This window comes from Parvularcula sp. IMCC14364 (assembly GCF_030758415.1).
Classification (GTDB): domain Bacteria; phylum Pseudomonadota; class Alphaproteobacteria; order Caulobacterales; family Parvularculaceae; genus Aquisalinus.
The window spans coordinates 3004815-3028834 of sequence record NZ_CP132334.1; the positions used below are offsets into that span (position 1 = coordinate 3004815).

The window sequence follows — 24020 nt, forward strand, 5'->3', positions numbered from 1 at the left end:
GACTGTATTGCGTGGATGGGCTTGACCAGAAGCCTCGCCTTGCTCATGCTCCCATCTGTCTTGGGGTAAGGGGTATGAAATGCGAATTCTCGTCATTATTTTGAGTATAATAGGCGGCCTGGCACTACTATTTGTGCTAGCGATCGCTGCTATCATCATGATCGGTATGAAGCAAATCGAACCGATCATGGAAGAAGGTACGGTTTACGCCAACGAAACCGTCAGGGCGATTGCAACGGATTGGGACAGGCAAGAGTTTCTTGAGCGCTCTTCACCGGAAATGATGGAGGTGCTGACGGAAACGATGCTGAATCAATTCTTGAGCTTCGCACGCAATGAACTAGGCAACATGACGGCGTTCGATGACAATGCAGTCTGCGAAATCGCTCAATATCAGTTTGATGAAGAAGGTGAATCCGCTTTTCTTGCCTGCAAGGCAACCGCTACATTTGAAAAAGCAAATGGTAACATGGACCTTACTATCGTCCGGCATGATGGTCTGTGGCAGCTGGTCGGATTCAATATTATTGCTGATAATGTATCGGAGAGCCCGATCCGCACAGCGCGGGCAAAGCAGGGGTTCACCACTTTTGAAGTTTCTTTGAGTGAGAAATTTGTTGCCATAGGCAACAGCAGGCCTGTCGTCATATCTACCGGACTGTCGTCATCAGGCGCTTATATGTACAGGGACCTGAAGCAGACGCTCAGTGTCGATCAGCTTCTGGCAGACGAACCTCAATAAGGGTATAATTTTGCAAAATTTGGTGCTTTGTTATATGTCAGATTAACATAATATATGAGAAAGCTCTATGGACGAAGCCCTGCTGATACCGATTATTGTTACACTGATCGTTTTCACCAGCATTGTTACCATGATTGCAACACCGTTCTATTTCCGGCACCGCAACCGGCAGCGCCGACCCGAAACTTATTGCCGCGATTACCAATGAGAATATCGGCCCGAATGCGGATCTGCGACGTGGCATCCTGATGCTGGCACTATCTCTTGCTTTCTGCCTGCTCGGTCTGGTGGCGCAAAGCGAGATACCGTTCCTGGGTCTCGCTGCATTTCCCGGCCTGATCGGGATGACCTATATTGTGTTTCATTTCTTTATTCCCCGCGAGCCGACCGTATAAGGCCGGCTCATCCATTACAACTTGCTGAGAAACCCCAGGCGGGTTTGCGCCAAGGCGCAATCCGGGTTTAGGTATTAGTGGAGATTATCCGGCATCAATCCGGACATTCGAGGGAACACACATCATGATCAAAACCACTGCCGCTCTATCCGTACTGCTTTTATCCTCTGCGGCTGTTGTTGCGCTCGCGCATCCCGGCGGACATGGCGGGCCGGACGAGGAATTCACTTATGGAGCGACGCAGGATGCCACGGGCGCAGGCGGTGCGGACGACGATACGGATGAGGCCAGCGAAGAGTGGGATGTCAGCAACCCGCCGGTGCCAACGCGCAGTATCCCGCTGGATGTGACCAAAGGCACATGGATGAATGTTGATGTCAGCCCCGATGGCCGCACAATCGTCTTCGATATGCTGGGCGATATCTACACACTCCCCATCACGGGTGGCACGGCGACAAACATTGCTTCTGGCATCGCTTATGATGCACAGGCACGGTTTTCCCCGGACGGTTCCAAAATCTCCTTCACCTCAGACCGGGCAGGGGGAGACAATATCTGGATCATGAATCCGGACGGTTCCGACAAGCGTGCTGTGACGGATGAGTCATTCCGTCTTCTGAATAACGCGACATGGCACCCTGATGGGACCTATATCGCCGCCAAGAAACACTTTACCACTGCTCGATCTGCAGGCACCGGAGAAATATGGCTTTACCATCTGGGGGGCGGCAACGGTGTGCAGCTGGTGGAACGCCCCAGTGAGGCCTATCAGAAAGAGATCGGCGAACCGGTTTTCTCGCCTGATGGCGATTACATCTATTACACACGCTCCACAACGTCCGGCAATGCGTTCACTTACGCGGATGATTCCAACACGGAACTGTTTGCCATTGATCGCTATAATATGGAAACCGGCGAAACAGAACGCATCATTTCCGGCGAAGGGGGTTCGGTGCGCGCCCAGCCCTCACCTGATGGGAAATATGTTGCTTTTGTGCGCCGGGAACGGACCAAGAGCAAACTATACATAAAGGATCTGAAATCCGGTGAAGAGCGTAAGGTTTACGACGCATTGGATCAGGATAATCAGGAAACATGGGGCGTTTACGGACTGTACCCGACGATGGACTGGATGCCAGACAGCCAGGAGATTGTCTTTTGGGCGGGCGGTAAAATATGGCACGTTGACATTAAAAGCGGTGACGCGGCGGAAATACCTTTCCGGGTGCAGGACACACGGGACATTGTAGACCCGCCACGCCCGCAGGTTGATGTAGCGCCTGACGAGTTCACAACCAGGATTCCGCGTTTCGCCACCGTTTCACCGGATGGGAACAAGGTGGTTTTTGAAAGTCTCGGCAAGCTATATATCAAAGACCTGCCCAACGGGACACCACGTCGCCTGACGCGAGGCTCGGATACCTTTGAGTTTTTCCCGGCATGGTCCAGAGACAGCCGCCGTATTGTGTACGTCAGCTGGGACGATCAGGAACTGGGACGTGTACGCACTGTATCCACTTCTGGTGGTGCCGCCAAGGTACTGACAGCAGAGCCTGGCCATTACCGGCGCCCGGTTTTTTCCCCGGACAGCAAAAGCGTCGTTTTTGAAAAAGACGGCGGCGGTTTCCTCACCTCCGGCGACTGGTCGGAAAATCAGGGAATATACCGGGTCCCTGCGAATGGCGGCACGCCCATACTGATCACTGACAGTGGGCGCGCACCGCATTTCGGCCAGCAAAATGACCGCGTGTTCATCACCCGTAGCGGAGACGGCAAGCTCAGCCTTGTCAGCATGGATCTCAATGGCTTTGATGAGCGTCTTCATGCGTCAGGCGATCTTGTCACCGGTTATGAAGTCTCGCCAGATGGCGGACATCTTGTCTTTGGCGAGAACTACCAGGCGTTTGTCATGCCCATGACAGTGGGACCGCAAGACCTTAGCGCGGGCCGCAACGCTAACGCCCTGCCGGTGACAAAAGCCAGCGGAGATGGGGCAACCTATTATCACTGGTCTGAAGATGGCAAGACCCTCAACTGGACCCTCGGCCCCACCTTGTATTCTGCCAGTCTTCAGGAACTGATTCCTGACACGCCGGCAGCAAAGGGTGATGATGCAGAAAAATATGAAGCGCCTGCAGACGGGATCAGCCTTGCCATTACCGTAGACACGGCAAAGCCGAAAGGCATTGTTGCCGTGACCGGTGCTCGCTTGCTGACAATGACAGATGAGGAAGGCGGCATCATTGAAAATGGCACCATCCTGATCGACGGCAACAGGATCGACGCTATCGGTCCCAGCACAGAAATCAAAGTCCCCGCCGGTGCAACTGTTATTGATGCAAGCGGCAAAACCATTACGCCCGGTTTCATTGATGCGCATGCCCACGGGCCACAGGGCTCTGACGGGCTTATCCCACAACAAAACTGGCACGCTATGGCGCACCTTGCCTTTGGGGTCACGACGATCCACGACCCGTCAAGTACTGCATCACTGATCTTTCCATCAGCAGAGATGCAGCGGGCGGGTATTATTCTGGCACCGCGTACTTACTCAACAGCAGAAATTGTGTACGGCGCAAAATCGCCGACACGCTATGCCGTTATAAACTCCTATGAAGATGCCTTGGAACACGTGCGCCGGTTGAAGCAGCAGGGTGCGCATTCAATCAAGAATTACAATCAGCCTCGGCGGGATCAACGCCAGCAGGTTGTCGCAGCAGCAATAGAGGAAGACATCGCAGTCGTGGCCGAAGGCGGATCACAATACGGGATGGATATTGCGCTGGTGCAGGATGGCAATACCACACTGGAGCATAACCTGCCACCGGCCATGCTCTATGAGGATGTACTGAGTTTCTATGGCCAAACTGATGTCGGTTATACGCCGACACTGACAGTTACCTATGGCGGCCTCGCTGCAGATCCTTACTGGCGCTATGTGGATGATGTCTGGCTACATCCGATCCTGTCCAAGCATGTGCCGCCGCGCCTGTTACAGGCTTCGTCTGTACGCCGCACAAAAGCACCAGAAGAAGACTTCGTGGATCAGGTTAGCGGGCACACGTCAAAGCTGCTGGCAGATCGCGGTGTTAAAGTGTCCATCGGCGCCCATGGTCAGGAAGAAGGCCTCGCTGCACACTGGGAAATGTGGACATTTGTGCGTGGGGGCATGACACCACTGGAAGCGTTGCGCGCAGCAACCATCGTACCGGCTCAGGCGCTCGGCTTTGACGGTGATCTTGGATCGCTTGAAGAAGGAAAACTCGCCGATCTGGTCATTATCAATGACAATCCACTGACCGATATTCGCAATTCGGACAATATAGATAGTGTCATGCTGAACGGCCGGCTTTACGATGCCGAAACACTGAATGAGCGTGAAACGGGTGATTTCACCCGCGAACCATACTGGTGGGAATAGAAATAGTCCGTCAGTAGTTTTCAAGTACCGGTTGGATACGGACGACATGTGACCAGCCGGCTGCAACATATACACGCTCGCCATTTTCGGTCAGCTCCATGACCGTATTCAGCATATGTGTATCACGAATATTATTTGCATCCACGAACAGTCCGCTGAAATAGCCGGGCAACGCCAGACCGAAACTCTGGTCACGCCAGTCCGCTGCATCCGGAAAGTCACGCTCCCAGATACGGTCAATATCTGCAACTGACGATATGGCCCCTTCTATCCCCTGCCGCGTGCCACGGTCCTCAATCAGGCCTGTGACAATATCGTCAGCACCCGGCAGGCGTATGGTCTCGACGCTCCCCCAATAGGGGCGGAGAATAATAAAGAGTGCCACCTGCTCCTTGCTATATTTTTCGCGCAGCAGCGCAATCTCGTCCGACTTGGACAGCTCCCAAGAGTAATGGGGCACATCGTTCCTGCGCGCCAGCTGAGCCACAAATCCGGGCTCGCCAAACTTTTCTGTCGGGTCTTCAAAATAGGGAAACAGGAAACCAAGCCGCCCTTCCACCAGCGCTACCGTTGGGCCAAACTCATCCCATGTTTTCTGGATAAGCCGATACTGGGAATCCCCCGGCAAGCGCCCATGCTCCGCACCAAAGAAAAAAGCAGCCCCTTCATTGAACGGCTCTTTCTGCAGAATATACGGGGGCAGAATTTCAGCCGCCTTTACCTCATAATCCTGCCAACTCATCAGTGCATAAGAATTGTCACGATCAGCCGATATCGAAAAAGTTTCTGGCGAACGCCAGGCGGCGAAATATGCCCACAGCACAACAACAGCGACCAGAACGAAAACAAGAAACAGAAACCGGAAAAAAAAACGTACCATCCGACAACTATAGCCTCATTCCATTGAATCACAATCGCGAAGCACCAAGGAATGAAGCGACCTTATTCACTTTGCCACGCCAACAAGGCAACTTGACGACAGGCGACAGCCGGTGAAAGCTGTTTACACATCAGGAGTATAATAATGTTTGCAGCCTTTATCGCCGCCCTTCTTCTTCAGACAGCCAGCACGGAACCTGTCGACGGCTTGCGGTGTGGCACCCCGGAGAATACAGCCGCTGAAGATGCTATCCGGGATGTGGAAGAAGAGATCGCCGCTGAAAACGGATCCGCCGCGATCGAGGCTGCCGAGCGTGCACTTGAAGCCGATGAAAAATGTACAGCCGCACATCTGGCTATGCTGGATGCGATTCAGCAGCGCTTTGAGGAAGTCGGCACAATGCAGGCGCTACCCCTTGCCGGGAAATACAGACGTTCACTTGCCAGCGCGCTGGAAGCAGACCCGGACGACACAAACATAAGGTCGCGTGAAATCGGCTTCCTCATCAATGCACCCGGCATCGCCGGTGGCAGTAAGCGCAAAGCCCGTGAGCGGATAGAGGACCTGCGCGGCATTGACCCAGTCGCGGCGGCAGACATGAATGTCATGCTGGCCAAATCAGGCGACGACACCGACGAAATCGCAGACGCGCTGGGCGCTTACATCGCGCTCGCCCCGGAAGATCTTAACGCAAGAATCGAACACGTTCTCTTCCTTCGCGAAGCAGAACGCTATCAGGAAGCCGACGAGATTGCCGTCGATTATGCGCGCACGCCAGGCGATGATTTCTACAGGTTGGGGCTGTTATTCGTCCGGGGTACCGTGCGCACCCTCGGCGAATATGAACTCGCAGAGGCTGAAGACATTTTTCAACAGTATATTGAAGAATTGAAATCTGTCGAAGGCGAACGACTGCCAGACAAGGCAAGGGCGCTGGCATATATTGGCGACAGCCGTTCACTGCGTGGTGATACGCAAGGAGCTGCTTCTGCCTATGAAGAAGCGATCGCCCTGAATCCTAACGAGCAGAAAGCGATCGACGGCCTGAAGGCACTGCAATAAAAACAGGTGATACGCATGAAGACTGCCCTTTATTTTTTCTCAATGGTCATTGTTGGCATCATTGCGGGCGCGCTGTCCTTCAGCCATTTGATGGATAGAGCCATAACGGCAACAGGCGTCCGGAATGGCCCCTGGATTACTAACACGGCCTATGGTGACCGGGACGCGCCAGCTCTGTTGAAAGCAGGCGTCGCCATGCGCGGTCTCTTTGCCCTGAAAAGCTCTGAAACTGTATATTATACCGCCTACACGGACAGTAATGGCGAGCCCTTAAGTGACGGCTGCACATATCGTGTGCGCGGCGCAGCACCTGCCACGCGCTGGTGGTCTTTTACACTCTATGGCGATGACAATTTCCTGATTGCTAATGACGCGAATATTTATTCAGTTTTTATGGACCCTGAGTCCCGCGTTGTTGACTTCACCATATCGCCGCAACAGCCAAGAGATGATGCAGACTGGCTGCCCAGTGGCAATGGCGGCGCTGTTTCGGTGACGCTCAGGCTCTACAACCCTGCCAGCACTGTTTATGAAGCACTGGACACGACGCCACTCCCGTCTATTACCAGAGAGGACTGCTCATGATCCGGATTATTCTCTGGCTGACAGGCATTGCCATCATTGCCTATGGGACAGTGCAGATAGCGGCTCGGCAAATACCGAACATTATCATGACACGCGCCATCGAAACCCTGCAGCAGGGCTATGACACGGGCTATAATACCTTCGCCCATAGCGGGCCGATCACCGCGCAGAACCAGCGCATCGTCCGCCCCAGTCCTGATCTTGCCTATTCAATCTGCCTTTATGATGTGTCAGATGGCGCCGTTGCCGTGACAGTGCCAGAAGCTGCCAATTACCTGTCAGTCGCCCTGTATGATATGAATACAGACAATTTTTTCCACCTGAATGACAGTGAGATGACTGGAAACAAGACAAAAATCATCATCCTGCCCCCACAGAAAGACCACTCACCAATGGCCGTGCCGGGATATTCAGCTGACCGTTACATTGCAGCCCCCACAAAAACAGGCCTTGTTCTGGTCCGGCGCGTTCTGATGGATGAACAGGATTGGCCTGTTATTGAAGAAGAACGCAGACAGATGACATGCGAGACTGTTACGCCGGGTTAATTTACCCCCGGCGCCAGGTCGTGCCAGCAGCACCATCTTCGAAGATGATGTTTGCAGCAGCCAGTTCATCCCTGATTTCATCTGCCCGCGCATAGTTTTTCGCCTGCCGCGCGGTCGTCCGCTCTTTCAGCAGGGCTTCGATCACTTCATCAGCAAGCCCGCCTCCGGCGCCCGCCCCCTTGAACCAGATTTCAGGCTCACTCAAGAAGAGGCCCATCAGCCTGCCTGCCGTCAGCAGTTCCGCATTGGCTTGCACTTGATCAGGACCCGCCGCAGACACAGCCCGGTCGCGCAACGCGTGCAATGCTGAAATCGCTTCCGGCGTATTCAGGTCATCTTGCAAGGCAGTCAGCACTGCACCAGGCAGAGCCACGGTGACATCCGGCAAATCGGAGAGATCACTCAGCACACGATAGAAGCGATCAAGCTGCCTTTTGGACTGCTCAAGCAATGTGTCAGTCCATTCCAATGGCTGGCGATAATGCGCTGACAGAAGCGCAAAGCGCAGCACTTCGCCCTGCCATGTTTCCAACAACTCATGGGGCGTTACGATATTACCAAGAGACTTTGACATCTTGTCTTTGCCCATGTTCAAAAAGCCATTATGCAGCCAATATCGCGCCAACGGCACATCACCAGTGTCATGGGCACAGCAGCTCTGGGCGATTTCATTTTCATGATGGGGAAAACGCAAATCTTGCCCACCACCATGAATATCAATCGTGTCGCCAAGCCCGGCGCGGATCATCGCAGAACATTCAAGATGCCAGCCTGGACGACCTCGCCCGCTCACGCCCCAACCCTCCGGCGCACCCCAGCCTGGCTCATCATCGGCGCTTGGCTTCCACAGGACGAAATCAGCCGGGTCACGTTTGTATGGCGCAACCTCAACCCGTGCACCGGCAATAATATCATCCTGCGGCAGTTTCGAAAGGCGGCCATAGCCATCAAAGCTGCGCACACTGAACAGGACATGATTTTGTTCCGCATAGGCATGGCCATGCTTCAGCAAAGCTGAGACAAGATCCTGCATCTCGGGTATGTGTTCCGTGGCGCGAGGCTCCTTTGTTGGGGTAAGAGTGCCCAGCGCCGCCATGTCATCACGATAAATATCTGCAAACTTTTCCGTGATAACACGGATCGGGTCACCGCTTTCCTGAGACGCCCGGATGATTTTATCATCAATATCTGTAAAATTTCGGGCATAGACCACAGCATCGCCGCCATACTGCTCCCGCAGAACGCGGAACAGGACATCAAAAACGACCGGCGGACGCGCATTGCCAATATGCGCATAGGAATACACTGTCGGCCCACAGACATACATGGTCACCCGGTTAGGGTTTGCCGGCTCAAACGGCTCTTTTTTGCCGGAATAGGTATTGAACAGATGAAGGGTCATGGCAGGTCTTTTGGGTGCATTTTAGTGTGGGACAAGAGAGGAAAAGGCTGAAAAGCCGACAGATAACAGCCGTCAACAGCAGATAAAATGGATAAAAAACAAGGGCTTATGCTTCATGGCGCTGGTTTCTGGTAGCAAATCACGAAAAGGTTAGTGGATTTTCCTTAGCCTGCCCCCTATCTTAAATCCAGCGGCTAGGCGGAAACAACTCCCCACAGACGCGAATGTGTAATCGCACTTAACGATAGGACAGGCCCATGAATGCCATTGCCTACGACACGATCACCCGTGACGAAAACCAGACTGAAGAATATGTAAGTTCTGCACCGACACGGGCAGAAGCAGAAGAGGCTGTGCGCACGCTCATCCGGTGGGCGGGCGATGATCCGCGCCGCGAAGGCCTGCTTGACACACCAAAACGTGTCACCAAAGCGTTTCAGGAATGGTTCTCAGGCTACGATGAAGATCCCGAAGCAATTCTTGCCCGTACCTTTGAAGAGGTTGAGGGATATGATGACATCGTCCTCATGAAAGACATCCGCCTGGAGAGCTATTGCGAACATCATATGGCGCCGATCATCGGCAAGGCGCATATTGCGTATATTCCAGACGGCAAGGTTGTCGGCATTTCAAAACTTGCCCGGCTCATTGATGCCTATGCCAAACGCCTGCAAATCCAGGAAAAGCTCACGGCACAGATTGCCGACACGCTGGAAAGCGTCTTGGCACCACGCGGTGTCGCGGTGATGATTGAGGCAGAACATCAGTGCATGTCCACGCGCGGCGTACACAAACACGGCGTTGACACAGTTACGACACGCTTCACCGGCGTTTTCCAGGAAGATGCAAAAATGGAAGACCGCTTCCTGCGCCTGATCCGGTCCTGAGGGCTACCCACACCCCCATGCTTACCGGGTGAACACGCCGCTGTTTACCCGGTATTAGCCATCTTTCTTCAGCTAATTTTTACGCGCTTTTTCTAGTCTGCACCAACCGGGGCATGAGGCAGAAATTATGAGCGCGAACGATACTTCCACCCAAAACCATCCTCAGGTAAAACTGATGGCGGAGTTCTGGCGCTCTCCCTTTGCCGTTGCAGCCGCCGTGGTCCTGACAGCGCAGGTAATGATGATGCTTTATGGCGGCCTGACCGGACGGGACATGAACTTTGTCATGACCATGCCCATGCTGCTGATCGCAGCGATCATGCTTGTGACAGGTGTATGGCCAAACTGGAACTATATCGAACTGGGTCCGGATGGGTTTGAACAACATGCGGGCCTCACCAGCACACGCACTGGGTGGAAAAAAGTGCAGAATATCCGCATTTTCAACAGCTGAGTTGAGATTCGCCATGTAGACGGGGATGAGCCCGGTCACAAAAAAGTCAGAACAATTCGTTTGCTGAACAGATATGGTATGGCGCCTCATGAGTTCGGCGATCTCATCGAACAACACTGGCGCAGTGGACGCTACGCGGAAGTTTGAGTAGCATCTGCAGACAGCAGGCCTTATGAGATAAAGCGCCATTGGATGGCGCTTTTTTTGGATTTCCTGATTGTCTGACCCCGTTACATATAAACGAGCCCTTCAGCTTGCCTTGCCAGCAAGCATCGCCTCGCTGATAACGCCTGTTCTCGGGCTGACAGATGCTGCCGTGCTGGGCTATTCGCCAAGGCCGCTGGATGTCGGCGCTGTCGGTCTTGCCGCGGCAATTTTTTCGCTGCTGTTCTGGACATTTGGATTTCTGCGAATGTCCACAGCCGGACTGACAGCACAGGCCATCGGTGCCAGTGACGAAGCCCGCGCCCGGCGCACGCTCGCCCAGTCTGTTGGCCTTGGCGCCCTAATTGGCCTTGCGATGCTGGTCCTGCAAAAGCCCATGGGCGATCTTTGTTTCTGGTTCATGACGCGCGGAGCAACCGTTGTGCCCGATGCCATTGAGGCTGCCAGAGACTATTATGCCATCCGCATCTGGGGCGCACCTTTCGTGTTGGCAACATCCGGGATGCTAGGCTGGCTGACAGCACGGGGGCGCACTGACCTGCTGATGGTTATTGCCATTCTCACCACACTGCTCAATGCCGGGCTCGATGCGCTCCTGGTGCTACATTATGACCTGGGCGCAGCTGGCATCGCCGCGGGGACACTTGTTGCAGAAATTTTCAGTGCCCTGATTTCTGCAGCCGCCATCCTTCTCCTCCTGCATCGCTCTGGCGGAGTCCATGCCCATTGGCAGGGCATGGATTATTTCTCCGCCCGCGCGCTCAAACGATTACTCTCAGTCAATCTGGACATTTTCATCCGCACTTTCATCCTGTCCGTTTCCTATGTCTATTTCATTCAGCGCAGCGGCGTCTTTGGTGATCTGACGCTCTCGGCCAATCAGGTATTGATGCAGTTTTTTCTGGTCACCGGGTTGGCGCTGGACGGCCCAGCCATTGCAGCGGAAACTCTGGTCGGTCAGGCTCTTGGTCGCAAATCTGCCACGCAGCGCCGCCAGGAATTCCGGGACGCTGTCATAAAAACATCCGTTATCGGTGCCGCCGGGGCCTGCCTGCTGTGTGGCGGATACTTTATTCTGGATGATCTGCTGCTGAATCTAGTCGCGCCTGCCGGGGCCATCAACAGCGTCGCAAGGGAATATTTCATCTGGATTTCGCTCAGCCCGCTAGCCGTGGCGGCAGCCTTCCAGTTTGACGGGATTTACATTGGCGCAACGCGCTCGCGCGCCCTGCGCAATTCAATGATCGTCTCTGCCCTGTTTTATGTGCTGCTGATCGGGCTGCTGATACCGGCCTGGGGCAATCACGGATTATGGATTGCCTTCCTGACCTATATGCTTGCCAGAGCGGCAACACTCGCCCTTGCGTGGCCCGGCTTTGCCCTTGTGCTGGAAAGGGGTCTGCCAGAAGCGACCTGAGCCTTTGCCCCTAACTGCCGGCCGCAGCCGTCAGCTAAGCGGTGGCAAGCGGTCGGGCTTACAGCACAAACCTGCGAGTTCGTCCTGTCAGATCAACCAAGCATGACGGCTGCATAAATCGGTGCGGCAGACAGGGCTGCAAAAATGCCAGTGACGGTCAGGAAGCTGGTTGCGAAAAATTTTGTCATGTCAGATCTCCTTTGGGTCTCAATCTCTGATGATCTGAAGATAGAGCATCCTATTTCATCATTGAAATGGATAGATAATATATGTAATATTCATTTCATGAATTTAGCAGGCATGGATCTCAATCTGCTTCTGGTCTTTGACGCGGTGATGCGCGAGCGTAATGTCACGCGCGCTGCCGATACAATCGGCCTCTCGCAGCCTGCTGTCTCCAATGCACTCAGCCGGTTGCGGCATCATCTGAAAGACGAACTTTTCCTGCGCTCTCCGGAAGGTATGAAAGCGACCCCGCGTGCGCTGGAACTGGCAGAGCCTGTCCGCACAGCGCTGCATAACCTGGAAGAAGTGCTCGACCCACCACAATTCGACCCCGCAACATCAGACCGGTCTTTCAAGCTGGCCGCTGTGGATTATGCCACATCAGTAATCCTGCCCCGGATCGTTGATCAGCTGACCGAGCGCGCGCCGGGTATTAACCTCCGTATGCTGCCACCTGATGAGGCGCTGGAAGCACTCGACAGTCACAATGCGGACTTTGCCCTGATCCCCATGCCCAACCCCCCGGAACGGTTCGAGTTTGAAACGCTTGGTGGGGAAACTTTCGTGCTGTTGATGCGGGCAGGGCATCCGCTGGCCAGCGGCAAGCTGACGTTGGAGCGGTTTGTTTCCTATCCACACCTGCTTGTGTCAGTGCGGGGTGAGGCGACCGGATTTGTGGATGATGCACTGAAAGAACATGGCCTGACCCGGCGTGTCGCCATGACGGTGCCGCAGTTTTCCATGACACCGCAAATTCTTGCCGCAACGGATATGGTACTGACGGTTCCCAAGGGACTGGCCGACACCTACGGGCCCGCCTATAATCTCGTTCAGCGTCCGGCCCTTGTAACAGGGCCAGCGCAATTCGGCACGCTACAGTTGATCTGGCACCGACGGCTTGCGAGCCATCCTGCCTATCACTGGTTCAGGCAGACCTTCCTGGAGTTAGTCCGGACGACCCGTAACGCCCAGTCATCCAAACAGAAGCCCTGAAACAATCAGGGCAAGACCACCGATAACCGGCAGAGCCGCGTAAATTACCAGATGGCCGATCAGCCCCGGCACCTCGCCATAAGCCTGTTTCATCTTCTCCAGCTGGTCGAAAAAGGAAGGCTGCGCAAAAGTCATCCACAAATTGAAAAGCCCCAGCAGGATGATACCGCCGCCAATGAACAGGTTCCAGCTCACGCCGCACTACCTAAAGAAAAACCCTTCGCGCATTCGATCAGCAACTGCCCCTCTAGGCCTGCTTCCCGGTGCGGATGAATTTCCTGATAGGCCGGGTCTGCCATCATGCCCATCATGGCTGCCGTGTCAGGATATTGCACGATAGCTGCTGCGTCCCACATGTCAGCTACTTCACCAATCAGCATACCCCGCACCTCGCCGCCAAAAACGAAACTGCCGCCAAGTGCCGGTATTATTTTCTGCATCCCCGCACTGTAAAGAGCATAAGCTTCCTTGCCGGAAAGACTGGTTTCCCGACCATCTTCATATTTCGCCCTGTCCCGGAATTTCAGCAGATTCAGCATGAAAATCGGCGCGCCGGTTGTGCGGCTCTGAAAGCCCTTGATCTGGTCACCTGTTGGTTGCATTGCATTTTTCATGATTGGGGCAAGCCCTCCCTTGGTTTGACGCATATTGCCTGTAGCCACAGACAGCCTAAAACATTGCCCGGCAAGAGCAACCGTTTCACCTGCTGTCAGGACATTAACACCATGGCCACTACTCTCACACCTGTTGTTGAAACCGATCGCCTGCGCCTGCGAGGCCATCAGGCAACCGATCTCGATGTTTCGATGGCCATGTGGAATGAACCGGAAGTCTATCGCTTCATTGCCGGTCAGCCCGGCACCAAGGCAGAATGCTGGGCGCGGCTGATGCGCTTTGCCGGGCACTGGGCACTGATGGGCTGGGGCTACTGGCTGGTCGAAGAAAAGGAAACGGGCAGCTTTGTCGGCGAAGTCGGTTTCAGTGAATTCTACCGCGATCACGAGCCGAGTGTCACCGGCTCGATGGAAGCCGGGTGGGTGCTCACACCAGATCACCACGGCAAAGGATTTGCGACGGAGGCCGTTTCTGCAGCCATTGGCTGGTCACGCGATCATTTCCCGGCTTTGCCGATCACCTGCCTGATCCATCCGGATAACGCAGCTTCTATCCGCATTGGCGAGAAATGCAGTTTCATCAAACGCTGTATCGGCAATTTCAAGGGCGAGCCTTCGCTGGTGATGGACTGGCAGGGATGACTCCAAAAAAATAACTCAACAAAGCCACCTCGATGCCCTAACCTGATCATCAGCGTCTTGGGCGCGCAGGGGTAACAGTTGGGGTAATTCGCATGACCAGATTTTTCGCATTCCTGCTTGGCGTCGCAGGCGCTGTTGGTGCCTCACAGGCACCGGGCTTCACGCTACAATATATGCAGAACCTGAACGGACGCATTGATGAGTTAAAACCGCTTGTGGAAAAATTTGACGCAGATGTCGCGCGCTTCGGCTATACCCGCGATCAAGCCATGGCCGAATGCGCCACATCAACCGGCCTGCTGAATGCTCTTTGTGACAGCTATCGCAGCGCTGTGATGCGGTATGAAGATCTATCGGTTCATTATGCCGAACTGCGCAGCGAAAAAGATTACATGCAGCCCGTAAAACTCGCACGAACCTTCAAACAAGATATTGTGGAGAGCGTCAGGGAAGAATTCAAACCCGCCGTCCCAAGTACCATGACCGGCGCTGCCTATGCTGGCGGTGGCTTTGTAACCGTCTGGTTGCTGGCCTCGCTGCTGTTTGCCATTATCACCCTGCCATTCCGACGCCGGGACTGACCTGTGTAAGGATGGAAGCACACTGATCTGTTCTATTCCAGGCAGACTTGCGCAGGTCATAGTCCTGTGGCAGAATACATGCATTATGATCCAGTAATATAAACTACCGCCTCCCCTAAAGCGCCGCGCTACACTTCAGGCAAGCTGCGCATGGCACCTCATATTATACGGATCAATTTCACCTATGACCTCCACATCATCCAGTTCAACCAATACACTTACGCATGGCAACATCCTCAGACGCTACAGGCTAACGATCGCCGTCACGCTTACACTGCTCGTCTTTGAGAACATCCTCGAAGTACTCATCCCCTATCTGATGGGCCGCGCTATTGACGGCCTGATCACCGGCGACACTTCCCCTTTATGGGGGTTCGCCGGCGTTATTTTCCTGCTGCTCGCCACGGGCATAGGCCGCAGGATTTACGATACCAGAGCCTACGGGCGCATTTACCGCGAAAAGGCGAGCGAGACTGCAAGCAGGGAAATTGCAAAGGATGCGCCAACATCGCGCCTCACCGCACGCATCAATTTCGTGCATGAGTTCACCCAGTTTTTCGAACTCATGTTGCCAATGGGCCTGACGGCCAGCATCACGCTTTTCGGTGCGATCATCATGCTCGCGATTATTTCGCCATTACTCAGCATCTTGACGATCATGACGGCATTGACTGTCGCGACCGTATTCTTCTTATGTCGCGGGCGCATTGACCGTCTGAACAAGGGCGTCAATGACGAGATGGAGCGCCAGGTTGATGTGCTGGAAACACGTCAGCCAGATCGGATCCGCCGTCACCTGTCTGCACTGGAGCGCTGGAGGATACGTCTCTCCGATCTTGAAGCGGCCACCTATGGCGCATCCTATTTTTTCGCTCTGGCGCTCTTGTGTGGGGCTATCTATATTCTGATTGCGGTTGAACAAAAGACTGTGGGCGAAGCTTTTGCGGCGTTGACTTATGTGCTTCAATTTACCGACGCTGTGGTGATGCTCCCATATACGTATCAGGAATTTATCCGCACCAGTGAGATCAGCGGAAGATTGGACAGGGATTGATGAAAAATACGGCTGACATTCTTCTCTATTGCGGCGTTGCAGTCGCCGCAACCTATCTTGTAACCGAGTTTATCGCCGTGCCGTTCCCGGCCGTAGCGATCTGGAAAGCGGCGGGCATTATCCTCTTTGGTTTGTATGCACTGTGGAATGGCGCGCGCATTGCTGCGACAGGACTGTTGTTTTCTGCCGCTGGTGATATCGCCCTGGCCCTGCCGGAGCCGAACTTTATTGCTGGCATGGCTTTTTTCGGCACCGCCCATATTCTGTACACTCTCGCCTTCTGGCACCTCATCCGGCAGCAGGGGCGCGACCCTCAGGGCCTGCCTGTATTGCCAGGCCTGCTTGCCTATTCTGTATTAGCGCTGGTTTGGTTCTTGCCTGGCATGGGCGACTTGCTCATTCCGGGCCTGGCCTATCAGGCGATCATTACCCTGATGGTTGTCACAAGTTTTTTCTCCAATGCGCCGTTGAGCGCCAAAATTGGCGCCGTGCTGTTCATGCTGTCTGATACGCTCATCGCCTTCGGCCTGTATCGCGACATGACCGCTCCACCTGGTAGCATATGGCTCACCTATGCAGCCGCACAGTTCCTTCTAGCCCTTGGTCTGGTACAGGCCAGAAACCAGCCTGTCGCACCGTAACAGGCTACAGCCTTGTCAGCCGGTCTGGTTTTGCCAGTTCGAATATGCGACCACAGGTAAAACAAATGAGGAAGCAACATGACAGATACAGACGCCACAGAAATGATCGCCAGCAGCGTGGAAGGCGGCATCCGCAGCGTCACGCTGAATCGGCCAGACGCACTCAATGCTTTCCGCCCGGAGATGCTTCACGCCCTGCGCGATGTCTTCCGCGCGGCACAAACTGACGGCGAAACAAAGGTCATTGTGTTGGAAGGTGCAGGCCGCGCATTCTCCGCAGGGGTAGATCTGAAAGTTCTGCAAGGCGTCACCCCCGTTGCAGGCAAGATCAGCGGCATCTTCGATGAGCCAGCCTACGAGGCAGCAACCGCCATCCGCCAATGCAACCTGCCAGTCATCGCCAAGGTGCATGGTGCCTGCTTCACAGGGGCGCTAGAAATCGCCCTGCATTGCGACATTATCTACACCACCGCAGACACGAAATTTGGCGACACCCACGCGAAATTCGGTATCCGCCCAACCTGGGGCATGACGCAAACGCTGCCCCGCGCTGTTGGCATCCGCCGCGCCCGTGAACTTTCCTTCACAGCACGAACCTTTTCTGGCGCGGATGCCGCCAATTGGGGCCTCGCCAATGAAGCCTGCGACAACAAAGAGGCGCTCGACGCCCTTGTCGCAAAGCGCGCAAGCGAAATCGCCGCAAATTCCAGCGCTGTCATCGCTGCCTACAAGGACTTGCATCAGGTCGCACTGCAAAACAGACCGATGGAAGAGGCCATCGCCGAAGAACAGGCCCGCGAATATCCAGACATCACGGACACCGAAGAACGCCTCGCCGGGTTTCGGTAACAGGCAAGTCCAAACGGCCTGCACCTTTGTAGAGCATCCGGGATGACTCTGCTTTGGTGGGAAGAAAGGTTTGTCTAATAGCCTCGGAAAAACTTATATGCCCCCTCCGACATGCCCTTATTATGCGCATCAGGCCCATTTATAAGAGGAGGAGGATTCCGACATGAAAATGATAAGGTTCAGCTTTATTCAACGTAACCAAAACTTATTGAGATACGGATGCTCTCGCCCTCCCTTTTCTCCAAACTTCGCATCCTCTGCCCTGCAAAGCCAGCAGCTGTGACGGGAAAATCATGCTTGCCTAAACTGTGTGATCGGCCGACTATAAGCCACACAGGTTACTGCAAATTCCTTGCGATATACGGATGAAAATAATGAACGAATCTCCATTGGTCAAAGTCAAGCGCCTGCCGAATGGCGAAGGGCTGGCCCTGCCTTCTTATGAAACAGAACTTGCCGCTGGCGCGGATGTGCGGGCCGCCTTACCCGATCAGGCGCCGCTGACTCTCAAACCCGGCGAGCGCTTCATGGTGCCAACCGGCATCGCCATTGCCCTGCCCCCCGGCTGGGAAGCGCAGATGCGACCTCGCTCCGGCCTCGCCGCAAAACATGGCATTGCTTGCGTCAACGCCCCTGGCACGATTGATGCGGATTATCGTGGTGAACTGAAAGTTATCCTGATCAATCATGGAGCGGAGGATTTTGTTATCAATCGGGGTGACCGCATCGGCCAGATGGTGATCTGCCCGGTCTGGCAGGCGCATTTTGAAGAGGCGGCAGAACTGGATGACACGGCGCGCGGCGCTGGCGGCTTCGGCTCGACCGGCATATAAATCGGCATGTCCCTGACGCCGGACCAGATCGAGCGCTATAAACGCCATATCCTGTTGCCGGAAATTGGCGGCCAGGGTCAGCAGAAACTGCTGGCGGCAAAAGTGCTTGTCATTGGCGCGGGCGGGCTTGGTTGTCCTGTCCTGTCCTGCCTGGCGGCAGCGGGCGTTGGCACCATCGGTATCTGTGATGATGATACTGTTGCCTTGTCCAACCTGCAACGCCAGACCCTCTACACGACTGATGATATTGGCCAGCCGAAAGTGTCCGTAGCAATTTCGCGCCTCACCGCACTCAATCCAGACATAGACTTTATCGCGCACAGGCAGCGACTGACAGCGCATAATGCTCAATCCCTTGTGCGAGGCTATGACCTCATACTCGAAGGGGTCGATAATTTTACCAGCCGGTATGCCTTGAACGACGCCTGCATTGCCGCGCGAAAACCGCTCATCAGCGCCGCTATCGGCAAGTTTGACGGTCAGGTGGCGAGCTTCAGGGGATATGAAGAGGGCCAACCCTGCTATCAGTGTTTCGTGCCGGAGACACCAGCTGAATTTGCCAATTGCGAGCTGGAAGGTGTGGTCGGCGCTGTACCGGGGACAGTCGGCAACCTTGCCGCGATGGAGGCCATCAAGGTCATTACCGGTCTTGCCTCAGATCTTGCTGGTCATATCCTCATTTACAACGGGCTATCCGGCGAAACACGGCGCGTGAAGCTGCCCCGCGACCCAGCCTGCCCGGCACACAGATGTGATCTGTGAGTGGCGCATATTTGTGATAGACAGTCTTCATGAAACAAAAAATTATCCGCCCCGCCTTCACACCCGCTCTGCTGGCCACGCTGGCTCTTGTCGTCTCTTCCTGCGCCAGTGTGCTGGCGCCAGATGTGGAGACAGACGCCAGCGCTCTTCGTGATGGCGAATACGCGCTTGATCCGGCACATGCGACGCTGCTTTTCAAGATCGGTCATCTGGAACTTTCAACCTATGTCGGGCGCTTCAATGATTTCAGCGCCAGTCTCGACTTTGACGCGGCCAAGCCTGAAAATGCCCGACTGCAAGCCAGTGTTGATGTTCGCTCGCTTGATGTGAACGACGCATCATTCGCGGAAAAACTGATCGGCCCGGCCTGGTTTGACACGCAATCTCACCCGGAAGCTCGTTTCGTGTCGACCGGCATCACCCTGACGGGAGAGACCACCGGCGTTGCGCGCGGGGACCTTACTCTCAAAGGCATCATACGGCCGGCAACCATGGACGTGACATTTATTGGAGGTGCCCGGAACAATATTACCCAGCGCTATACAGTTGGCTTTGAAGGGAAAATGGTCATCAACAGGATGGATTTTGGTATAGACCGTTATCAGGGCCTGTTATCAGATGAAGTAACTCTTGAGTTTTATGGAGAATTTATCCGGCAATAAATCTACAGCATTTCCGGAATAATCCGGTCCGGCGGCTTGTGCCCATCCGCAAACATCTTGATATTGATCAGCATACGATCACCCATATCAATCCTGCTTTCAACAGTTGCCGATGCCATGTGCGGCAAGAGTACAGCATTTGGTGCCGCCATCAGCTTTTCATTGACGGCAGGTTCTCTGGAGAAAACATCAAGCCCGGCACCCCCTAGGCGCTTTTCGACAATCATGTCTGCCAGAGCCTCTTCATCAATAATATTCCCGCGGGAGACATTCACGATATATGCATCCTTATGCAACAGCTCCAGTCGTCGTCGGGACAGAAGATGATAGGTTGCAGGTGTCTGCGGACAATTCACGCAGACAATATCAACCCGCGGAAGCATCTGGTCGAGACTTTCCCAATAGGTAGCTTCCAGTTCATTTTCCACATGCGGATTGATCCGGTTACGGTTATGATAGTGTACAGATAACCCGAAGGCTCGCGCCCGTCGCGCCACGGCCTGCCCCACTCGGCCAAGTCCGATAATGCCAAGTTTTTTGCCACGCACCCGGTGACCAAGCATCCATGTGGGCGACCAGCCAACAAAGCGCCCCTGGCGCAGCGCTTCGACACCCTCCACCAACCTGCGGGGTACAGCCATGATCAGCGCCATCGCCATGTCTGCCGCATCCTCGGCCAGCACAGAAGGGGTGTTGGTGACCGTGATCCCCTGTGCAGCGGCAGCCTGCACATCAATGTGATCAACACCGGCCCCGAAATTCGCAATCAGTTTCAGTTGAGGACCAGCCTGCGCCAGCAACTGAGCGTCGATCCTGTCGCCCAGTGTACAAGCAAGAACGTCACACCCCTGCACCGCCGCCAATAATGCCGACTGAGACATGGGGGAGTCATCATTATACGGCATAACATCAAATAGGTCTGATAATCGCGCCTCAACTTCCTCAGGCAACTTGCGCGTCAGGATGACTTTCAAAGGCTGGCTTGTCATTTTTATCCCAATCCTCCCGATCACGGGCAGGTTCTTAACCGGGCATTAAACCCCTTGTGGTGTTTGTAGCGACAGGTTTCATGTTTCGTAAAGAATTCAACCGTCGCCAGATGCATAAAGTCGCCCTCACCCTCTCCTGCATGGTCCTGATCTTTTCCACGCTCTCTGTCGCCAACGCGCAGGAGCCGCGTATCGGTCATTCAGGCTTGCCAGTGCCACGTTTCGTCAACCTTAAAAATGATGAGACCTGGGGCCGCCTGCGCCCATCCTTCGATGGTGAAATCCGATACACATTTCAGCGCAAGCACCTGCCCGTCAAAGTCATTGCCGAAACACGCGATGATGTCTGGCGCCAGATTGAAGACCCGGAAGGCGCCACTGCATGGGTGCACCGCTCACAACTGATCAGCGCAGATATGGTCATGATCCGGCATGAAGGCGGGATTCCGCTTCTGCGCAAGCCCGCCGCACAGGCTGATGCCCGCGCGCAGCTTGCCCACGGCCTCATCGTCAAGGCAGAGGGATGTGACAGAGGCTGGTGTCAGGTGCGCACAGGGGGGTATCGCGGCTGGGTGCCACAGGCCACACTCTGGGGCCTTTCAAAGGACTGATCCCTGCCCTTTCTCAGCCTGATGGATTGATTGACGCTGATGTCAGCGACCGGTATGAGTTTGTTTCAGATTGTTTCAAGCCCTCACTTTCCCCGGAAGACAACGGATGACCACCAAAAACAGCTTCACCAAGGACGAACTCATTGACTGCGGCATGAATGGCCTGCGCGGCCCAGGCACAGCACAACTGCCTGTCCCACCAATGCTGATGTTTGACCGCATCACGTCAATCACCTCTGATGGGGGTGAGTACGGCAAGGGCCACATCACAGCCGAACTGGATATCCGCGAAGACCTCTGGTTCTTTGACTGCCATTTCCCTGGAGACCCGGTCATGCCGGGATGTCTTGGTCTTGACGCCCTGTGGCAGCTGGTTGGCTTCTTCCTCACCTGGTCCGGCGAACCCGGTTCCGGTCGCGCCCTGGGGGCAAAAGAGATCAAGTTCACCGGGCAGGTTCTGCCACATGCGAAATTGGTGAGATACGAAATCAACATGCGCCGGATGATGCGCGGCAAACTGGTGCTGGGCATTGCCGACGGTAAGATGTTCGTGGACGACAGGCATATTTACACAGCCAAGGATCTGCGCGTTGGTTTGTTCTCACAGGAAGCACTCCAGGCGGGTGCTCTCTAAAAACCGGATGTGACAGCCCTTTGCCGGATGCTGAACATCACCGAGACTGATTGGAAAACGGGAGAACTTTATGCGGCGCGTCGTTATTTCTGGCCTGGGCATTGTATCATCAATCGGCAACAATGCTGCTGATGTTACGCAAGCATTGCGTAATGGTACTTCAGGCATCACGAGATCGGAAGAATATGCAGACCTTGGCTTCCGCTGTCAGGTATATGGCAAACCGCCTGAGGTAGACCTTGCGGACCACGTGGACAAACGCGCTTTGCGGTTCATGGGCGAAGGCGCTGCCTGGAATTACATTGCCATGCAGCAGGCAATTGAAGACGCACAACTGGAAGAAGCCGAGATCAGCCATCCGATGACCGGCCTTGTGATGGGATCTGGCGGCCCCTCTACAAAAGCGATTGTCGAAGCTGCGGCAACCACGCAGGAAAAAGGGCCCAAAAGGATCGGACCTTTCGCGGTCCCGAAGGCGATGAGTTCCACGAATTCGGCCACGCTTGCAGTGCCCTTCAAGATTCTGGGCCTGAATTATTCAATTTCCTCAGCCTGCGCGACATCTGTGCATTGTATCGGCCACGCCTATGAACAGGTTGCCATGGGCAAGCAGGATGTAATCTTCGCCGGTGGTGGTGAGGAACTGGACTGGACGCTTTCCAACCTGTTTGATGCTATGGGAGCCATGTCCACAAAATATAATGACACGCCCGGCACCGCATCACGCGCCTACGATTCTGGGCGCGACGGATTTGTCATCGCAGGCGGTGCCGCTGTCGTGGTAGTTGAATCACTTGAGCGGGCGATAGCACGCGGGGCGAAAATCTATGGCGAGATTGTCGGCTATGGCGCCAATTCAGACGGGCATGATATGGTGGCACCGTCCGGGGAAGGTGCCGTACGCTGCATGAATCTGGCACTTTCGACTGTTGATCAGCCCATTGATTATATAAACACGCATGGCACATCAACGCCTGTTGGCGACAAGCAGGAGACTGGCGCTATCCGTGAAGTATTTGGTGATAATATCCCGCATTTTTCTTCCACAAAGTCACTCACCGGACACTCGCTTGGCGCTGTTGGCGCACAGGAGACCGTCTTTTCCCTTCTGATGATGCAGGAAGATTTCATCACCGCATCCGCACATATTGCTGAGATTGATCCTGAATTTTCCGATCTGCCAATCGTGCGTGAGCGTATCGATAATGCAGGCCTGAACTGTTTTATCACCAACTCTTTTGGTTTCGGTGGTACAAATGCCTGCCTGGCAATCAACCGGTATAGCTGATCAAAAAGCACTTGCCGTATCGCGAGATTACGCGGCCTGTCCTTCACTGGGCAAAACCCGGGCTGGGAGGTTCAGGATCGGATAGAGCTTCGGCCTGATCTTGATGGCCCAGCGCACAGCCAGCGGCAGGAGCGCCAGCACTGCCACAATCTTCAGTATTCCGATCGCAGAGAACCAGCCATCAGTCATGGGGATGAAAAGGATCCCGAGCATAACAGCCAGCGCAAGACCCAACCCTTCCATCATGCGCAAAATATAATACCAGCGCGCACCACCGGAGCGTACCAGCAAGTTTGGATTTTCCGCCCGCAGGGCCGCAACGAGCGGCTCAACAAAATCACGATAGGCAAGTGAGCGCTCTTCGAGGCCGCCTTTGGCGCGGTAATGCATGTTGTCAAACTGAATGCACTCACCCTTGCTGTTCTTGATCGTCGTCATGTAGCGATTTGGTTTTTCGGTTGTGGGCAGGTGGCAAAGCCGGAATTCGACAACATCATCCAACCGGATTTCAATCTTTTTCTGTGGGCGTATCTCAATGACCGCCTCTTCTTCCAGACGGTAAACCCGCTCCACGCGGTCCAGAAAGCTGTGCCGACGACGATATTCGCTCATGATAATCCTCCCAACGCCCAGACTATTTTACCATTCCCGTATCCTTATTGTCACGGGGATTGGCCAGAAAAG

27 protein-coding genes are annotated in these 24020 nt (G+C 54.5%); 21 read left to right on the forward strand and 6 right to left on the reverse strand.

The genetic code is table 11. The annotated features are described in order from the left end of the window. The first annotated feature begins 79 nt into the window (after positions 1 to 79). The 3 genes from RAL90_RS14065 to RAL90_RS14075 all read left to right on the forward strand — a co-directional run bounded on the left by RAL90_RS14065 (position 80) and on the right by RAL90_RS14075 (position 4558). Complete coding sequence (locus tag RAL90_RS14065; protein ID WP_306251714.1) at positions 80 to 742, forward strand: hypothetical protein; 663 nt, start codon at positions 80 to 82, stop codon at positions 740 to 742. A gap of 134 nt (positions 743 to 876) precedes the next feature. After that, entirely contained in the window at positions 877 to 1137 is a 261-nt protein-coding gene (locus RAL90_RS14070) for a hypothetical protein (protein WP_306251716.1), read from the forward strand. Between the two features lie 124 nt (positions 1138 to 1261). Further along, entirely contained in the window at positions 1262 to 4558 is a 3297-nt protein-coding gene (locus RAL90_RS14075; protein WP_306251718.1) for an amidohydrolase family protein, read from the forward strand. Between the two features lie 10 nt (positions 4559 to 4568). Here the strand turns inward: RAL90_RS14075 and RAL90_RS14080 are convergent, their stop codons facing one another. Next, positions 4569 to 5438, reverse strand: coding sequence for a hypothetical protein (locus tag RAL90_RS14080; RefSeq protein WP_306251720.1), 870 nt, complete (start codon positions 5436 to 5438; stop codon positions 4569 to 4571). A 144-nt stretch (positions 5439 to 5582) separates the two neighbouring features. Between RAL90_RS14080 and RAL90_RS14085 the strand changes: the two genes are divergently transcribed. The 3 genes from RAL90_RS14085 to RAL90_RS14095 are packed head-to-tail and all read left to right on the forward strand — an operon-like array spanning position 5583 to position 7633. Further along, complete coding sequence (locus RAL90_RS14085) at positions 5583 to 6500, forward strand: hypothetical protein (RefSeq protein WP_306251722.1); 918 nt, start codon at positions 5583 to 5585, stop codon at positions 6498 to 6500. Between the two features lie 15 nt (positions 6501 to 6515). Continuing rightward, entirely contained in the window at positions 6516 to 7085 is a 570-nt protein-coding gene (locus RAL90_RS14090) for a DUF1214 domain-containing protein (RefSeq protein ID WP_306251725.1), read from the forward strand. Continuing rightward, on the forward strand, positions 7082 to 7633 hold the full coding sequence (locus RAL90_RS14095) for a DUF1254 domain-containing protein (protein WP_306251727.1): 552 nt from the start codon (positions 7082 to 7084) through the stop codon (positions 7631 to 7633). Before RAL90_RS14090 ends, RAL90_RS14095 begins: the two co-directional genes overlap by 4 nt. Before the next feature lies 1 nt (position 7634). Here the strand turns inward: RAL90_RS14095 and cysS are convergent, their stop codons facing one another. Then, positions 7635 to 9035, reverse strand: a complete 1401-nt coding sequence (gene cysS, locus RAL90_RS14100) for a cysteine--tRNA ligase (RefSeq protein WP_306251729.1) — start codon at positions 9033 to 9035, stop codon at positions 7635 to 7637. Positions 9036 to 9292: 257 nt separating this feature from the next. Between cysS and folE the strand changes: the two genes are divergently transcribed. The 4 genes from folE (at position 9293) to RAL90_RS14120 (ending at position 13176) form a co-directional block, all read left to right on the forward strand. Then, positions 9293 to 9922, forward strand: coding sequence for a GTP cyclohydrolase I FolE (gene folE / locus RAL90_RS14105; protein WP_306251731.1), 630 nt, complete (start codon positions 9293 to 9295; stop codon positions 9920 to 9922). A 127-nt stretch (positions 9923 to 10049) separates the two neighbouring features. Continuing rightward, positions 10050 to 10376 carry a hypothetical protein gene (locus RAL90_RS14110; RefSeq protein WP_306251732.1) on the forward strand — a complete coding sequence of 109 codons (327 nt, stop codon included), beginning with the start codon at positions 10050 to 10052 and terminating at the stop codon, positions 10374 to 10376. 217 nt (positions 10377 to 10593) lie between these two features. Then, positions 10594 to 11958, forward strand: a complete 1365-nt coding sequence (locus RAL90_RS14115) for an MATE family efflux transporter (RefSeq protein WP_306251734.1) — start codon at positions 10594 to 10596, stop codon at positions 11956 to 11958. A gap of 300 nt (positions 11959 to 12258) precedes the next feature. Next, on the forward strand, positions 12259 to 13176 hold the full coding sequence (locus RAL90_RS14120; protein WP_306251737.1) for a LysR family transcriptional regulator: 918 nt from the start codon (positions 12259 to 12261) through the stop codon (positions 13174 to 13176). On the opposite strand, the gene RAL90_RS14125 is transcribed toward RAL90_RS14120, so the two are convergent. Both RAL90_RS14125 and RAL90_RS14130 read right to left on the reverse strand, forming a co-directional pair. Next, the gene (locus RAL90_RS14125) at positions 13156 to 13371 is read right to left on the reverse strand and encodes a hypothetical protein (protein ID WP_306251740.1); all 216 of its coding nucleotides are present in this window, start codon (positions 13369 to 13371) and stop codon (positions 13156 to 13158) included. The two genes, RAL90_RS14120 and RAL90_RS14125, sit on opposite strands and share 21 nt — an antisense overlap. Continuing rightward, positions 13368 to 13790, reverse strand: a complete 423-nt coding sequence (locus RAL90_RS14130) for a DUF1330 domain-containing protein (protein ID WP_306251742.1) — start codon at positions 13788 to 13790, stop codon at positions 13368 to 13370. Before RAL90_RS14130 ends, RAL90_RS14125 begins: the two co-directional genes overlap by 4 nt. A gap of 111 nt (positions 13791 to 13901) precedes the next feature. On the opposite strand from RAL90_RS14130, the gene RAL90_RS14135 reads away from it, so the two are divergent. The 8 genes from RAL90_RS14135 (at position 13902) to RAL90_RS14170 (ending at position 19814) form a co-directional block, all read left to right on the forward strand. Next, positions 13902 to 14432, forward strand: a complete 531-nt coding sequence (locus RAL90_RS14135) for a GNAT family N-acetyltransferase (RefSeq protein ID WP_306251744.1) — start codon at positions 13902 to 13904, stop codon at positions 14430 to 14432. Between the two features lie 92 nt (positions 14433 to 14524). Continuing rightward, entirely contained in the window at positions 14525 to 15013 is a 489-nt protein-coding gene (locus RAL90_RS14140) for a DUF2937 family protein (RefSeq protein ID WP_306251746.1), read from the forward strand. Between the two features lie 184 nt (positions 15014 to 15197). After that, positions 15198 to 16067, forward strand: coding sequence for an ABC transporter six-transmembrane domain-containing protein (locus RAL90_RS14145; protein ID WP_306251748.1), 870 nt, complete (start codon positions 15198 to 15200; stop codon positions 16065 to 16067). Then, a complete protein-coding gene (locus RAL90_RS14150; RefSeq protein WP_306251750.1) occupies positions 16067 to 16708 on the forward strand; it encodes a lysoplasmalogenase in 642 nt (213 codons plus the stop codon). Before RAL90_RS14145 ends, RAL90_RS14150 begins: the two co-directional genes overlap by 1 nt. Before the next feature lie 78 nt (positions 16709 to 16786). Continuing rightward, the gene (locus RAL90_RS14155; protein WP_306251751.1) at positions 16787 to 17557 is read left to right on the forward strand and encodes an enoyl-CoA hydratase/isomerase family protein; all 771 of its coding nucleotides are present in this window, start codon (positions 16787 to 16789) and stop codon (positions 17555 to 17557) included. Positions 17558 to 17931: 374 nt separating this feature from the next. Further along, positions 17932 to 18390 (forward strand): dUTP diphosphatase, encoded by a 459-nt coding sequence (gene dut / locus RAL90_RS14160; RefSeq protein WP_306251753.1) that lies wholly within the window; start codon positions 17932 to 17934, stop codon positions 18388 to 18390. Between the two features lie 6 nt (positions 18391 to 18396). After that, entirely contained in the window at positions 18397 to 19152 is a 756-nt protein-coding gene (locus RAL90_RS14165; protein ID WP_306251755.1) for a molybdopterin-synthase adenylyltransferase MoeB, read from the forward strand. Between the two features lie 29 nt (positions 19153 to 19181). Beyond that, positions 19182 to 19814: a YceI family protein gene (locus RAL90_RS14170; RefSeq protein WP_306251757.1), complete on the forward strand. Its 633-nt coding sequence runs from the start codon at positions 19182 to 19184 to the stop codon at positions 19812 to 19814. Positions 19815 to 19816: 2 nt separating this feature from the next. On the opposite strand, the gene RAL90_RS14175 is transcribed toward RAL90_RS14170, so the two are convergent. Beyond that, positions 19817 to 20803, reverse strand: coding sequence for a D-glycerate dehydrogenase (locus RAL90_RS14175; protein WP_306251759.1), 987 nt, complete (start codon positions 20801 to 20803; stop codon positions 19817 to 19819). A gap of 80 nt (positions 20804 to 20883) precedes the next feature. Here RAL90_RS14175 and RAL90_RS14180 point away from each other — a divergent pair, with 80 nt between their 5' ends. From RAL90_RS14180 to fabB, 3 genes are all read left to right on the forward strand, one after another. After that, the gene (locus tag RAL90_RS14180) at positions 20884 to 21414 is read left to right on the forward strand and encodes an SH3 domain-containing protein (RefSeq protein WP_306251761.1); all 531 of its coding nucleotides are present in this window, start codon (positions 20884 to 20886) and stop codon (positions 21412 to 21414) included. Positions 21415 to 21520: 106 nt separating this feature from the next. Then, positions 21521 to 22048, forward strand: a complete 528-nt coding sequence (gene fabA, locus RAL90_RS14185; RefSeq protein WP_306251763.1) for a bifunctional 3-hydroxydecanoyl-ACP dehydratase/trans-2-decenoyl-ACP isomerase — start codon at positions 21521 to 21523, stop codon at positions 22046 to 22048. A 70-nt stretch (positions 22049 to 22118) separates the two neighbouring features. Continuing rightward, on the forward strand, positions 22119 to 23336 hold the full coding sequence (fabB, locus tag RAL90_RS14190; protein ID WP_306251765.1) for a beta-ketoacyl-ACP synthase I: 1218 nt from the start codon (positions 22119 to 22121) through the stop codon (positions 23334 to 23336). Between the two features lie 27 nt (positions 23337 to 23363). Here the strand turns inward: fabB and RAL90_RS14195 are convergent, their stop codons facing one another. Further along, a complete protein-coding gene (locus tag RAL90_RS14195) occupies positions 23364 to 23948 on the reverse strand; it encodes a hypothetical protein (RefSeq protein ID WP_306251767.1) in 585 nt (194 codons plus the stop codon). Between the last annotated feature and the right edge of the window lie 72 nt (positions 23949 to 24020).

Bases quoted from the DNA above. Each gene is read 5' to 3' on its own strand.
- RAL90_RS14065 (WP_306251714.1), top strand. From the start codon at position 80: ATGCGAATTCTCGTCATTATTTTGAGTATAATAGGCGGCCTGGCACTA.
- RAL90_RS14075 (WP_306251718.1), top strand. From the start codon at position 1,262: ATGATCAAAACCACTGCCGCTCTATCCGTACTGCTTTTATCCTCTGCG.
- RAL90_RS14080 (WP_306251720.1), bottom strand. From the start codon at position 5,438: ATGGTACGTTTTTTTTTCCGGTTTCTGTTTCTTGTTTTCGTTCTGGTC.
- RAL90_RS14085 (WP_306251722.1), top strand. From the start codon at position 5,583: ATGTTTGCAGCCTTTATCGCCGCCCTTCTTCTTCAGACAGCCAGCACG.
- RAL90_RS14090 (WP_306251725.1), top strand. From the start codon at position 6,516: ATGAAGACTGCCCTTTATTTTTTCTCAATGGTCATTGTTGGCATCATT.
- RAL90_RS14095 (WP_306251727.1), top strand. From the start codon at position 7,082: ATGATCCGGATTATTCTCTGGCTGACAGGCATTGCCATCATTGCCTAT.
- cysS (WP_306251729.1), bottom strand. From the start codon at position 9,035: ATGACCCTTCATCTGTTCAATACCTATTCCGGCAAAAAAGAGCCGTTT.
- folE (WP_306251731.1), top strand. From the start codon at position 9,293: ATGAATGCCATTGCCTACGACACGATCACCCGTGACGAAAACCAGACT.
- RAL90_RS14110 (WP_306251732.1), top strand. From the start codon at position 10,050: ATGAGCGCGAACGATACTTCCACCCAAAACCATCCTCAGGTAAAACTG.
- RAL90_RS14120 (WP_306251737.1), top strand. From the start codon at position 12,259: ATGGATCTCAATCTGCTTCTGGTCTTTGACGCGGTGATGCGCGAGCGT.
- RAL90_RS14130 (WP_306251742.1), bottom strand. From the start codon at position 13,790: ATGAAAAATGCAATGCAACCAACAGGTGACCAGATCAAGGGCTTTCAG.
- RAL90_RS14135 (WP_306251744.1), top strand. From the start codon at position 13,902: ATGGCCACTACTCTCACACCTGTTGTTGAAACCGATCGCCTGCGCCTG.
- RAL90_RS14140 (WP_306251746.1), top strand. From the start codon at position 14,525: ATGACCAGATTTTTCGCATTCCTGCTTGGCGTCGCAGGCGCTGTTGGT.
- RAL90_RS14145 (WP_306251748.1), top strand. From the start codon at position 15,198: ATGACCTCCACATCATCCAGTTCAACCAATACACTTACGCATGGCAAC.
- RAL90_RS14150 (WP_306251750.1), top strand. From the start codon at position 16,067: ATGAAAAATACGGCTGACATTCTTCTCTATTGCGGCGTTGCAGTCGCC.
- RAL90_RS14155 (WP_306251751.1), top strand. From the start codon at position 16,787: ATGACAGATACAGACGCCACAGAAATGATCGCCAGCAGCGTGGAAGGC.
- dut (WP_306251753.1), top strand. From the start codon at position 17,932: ATGAACGAATCTCCATTGGTCAAAGTCAAGCGCCTGCCGAATGGCGAA.
- RAL90_RS14165 (WP_306251755.1), top strand. From the start codon at position 18,397: ATGTCCCTGACGCCGGACCAGATCGAGCGCTATAAACGCCATATCCTG.
- RAL90_RS14170 (WP_306251757.1), top strand. From the start codon at position 19,182: ATGAAACAAAAAATTATCCGCCCCGCCTTCACACCCGCTCTGCTGGCC.
- RAL90_RS14175 (WP_306251759.1), bottom strand. From the start codon at position 20,803: ATGACAAGCCAGCCTTTGAAAGTCATCCTGACGCGCAAGTTGCCTGAG.
- RAL90_RS14180 (WP_306251761.1), top strand. From the start codon at position 20,884: ATGTTTCGTAAAGAATTCAACCGTCGCCAGATGCATAAAGTCGCCCTC.
- fabA (WP_306251763.1), top strand. From the start codon at position 21,521: ATGACCACCAAAAACAGCTTCACCAAGGACGAACTCATTGACTGCGGC.
- fabB (WP_306251765.1), top strand. From the start codon at position 22,119: ATGCGGCGCGTCGTTATTTCTGGCCTGGGCATTGTATCATCAATCGGC.
- RAL90_RS14195 (WP_306251767.1), bottom strand. From the start codon at position 23,948: ATGAGCGAATATCGTCGTCGGCACAGCTTTCTGGACCGCGTGGAGCGG.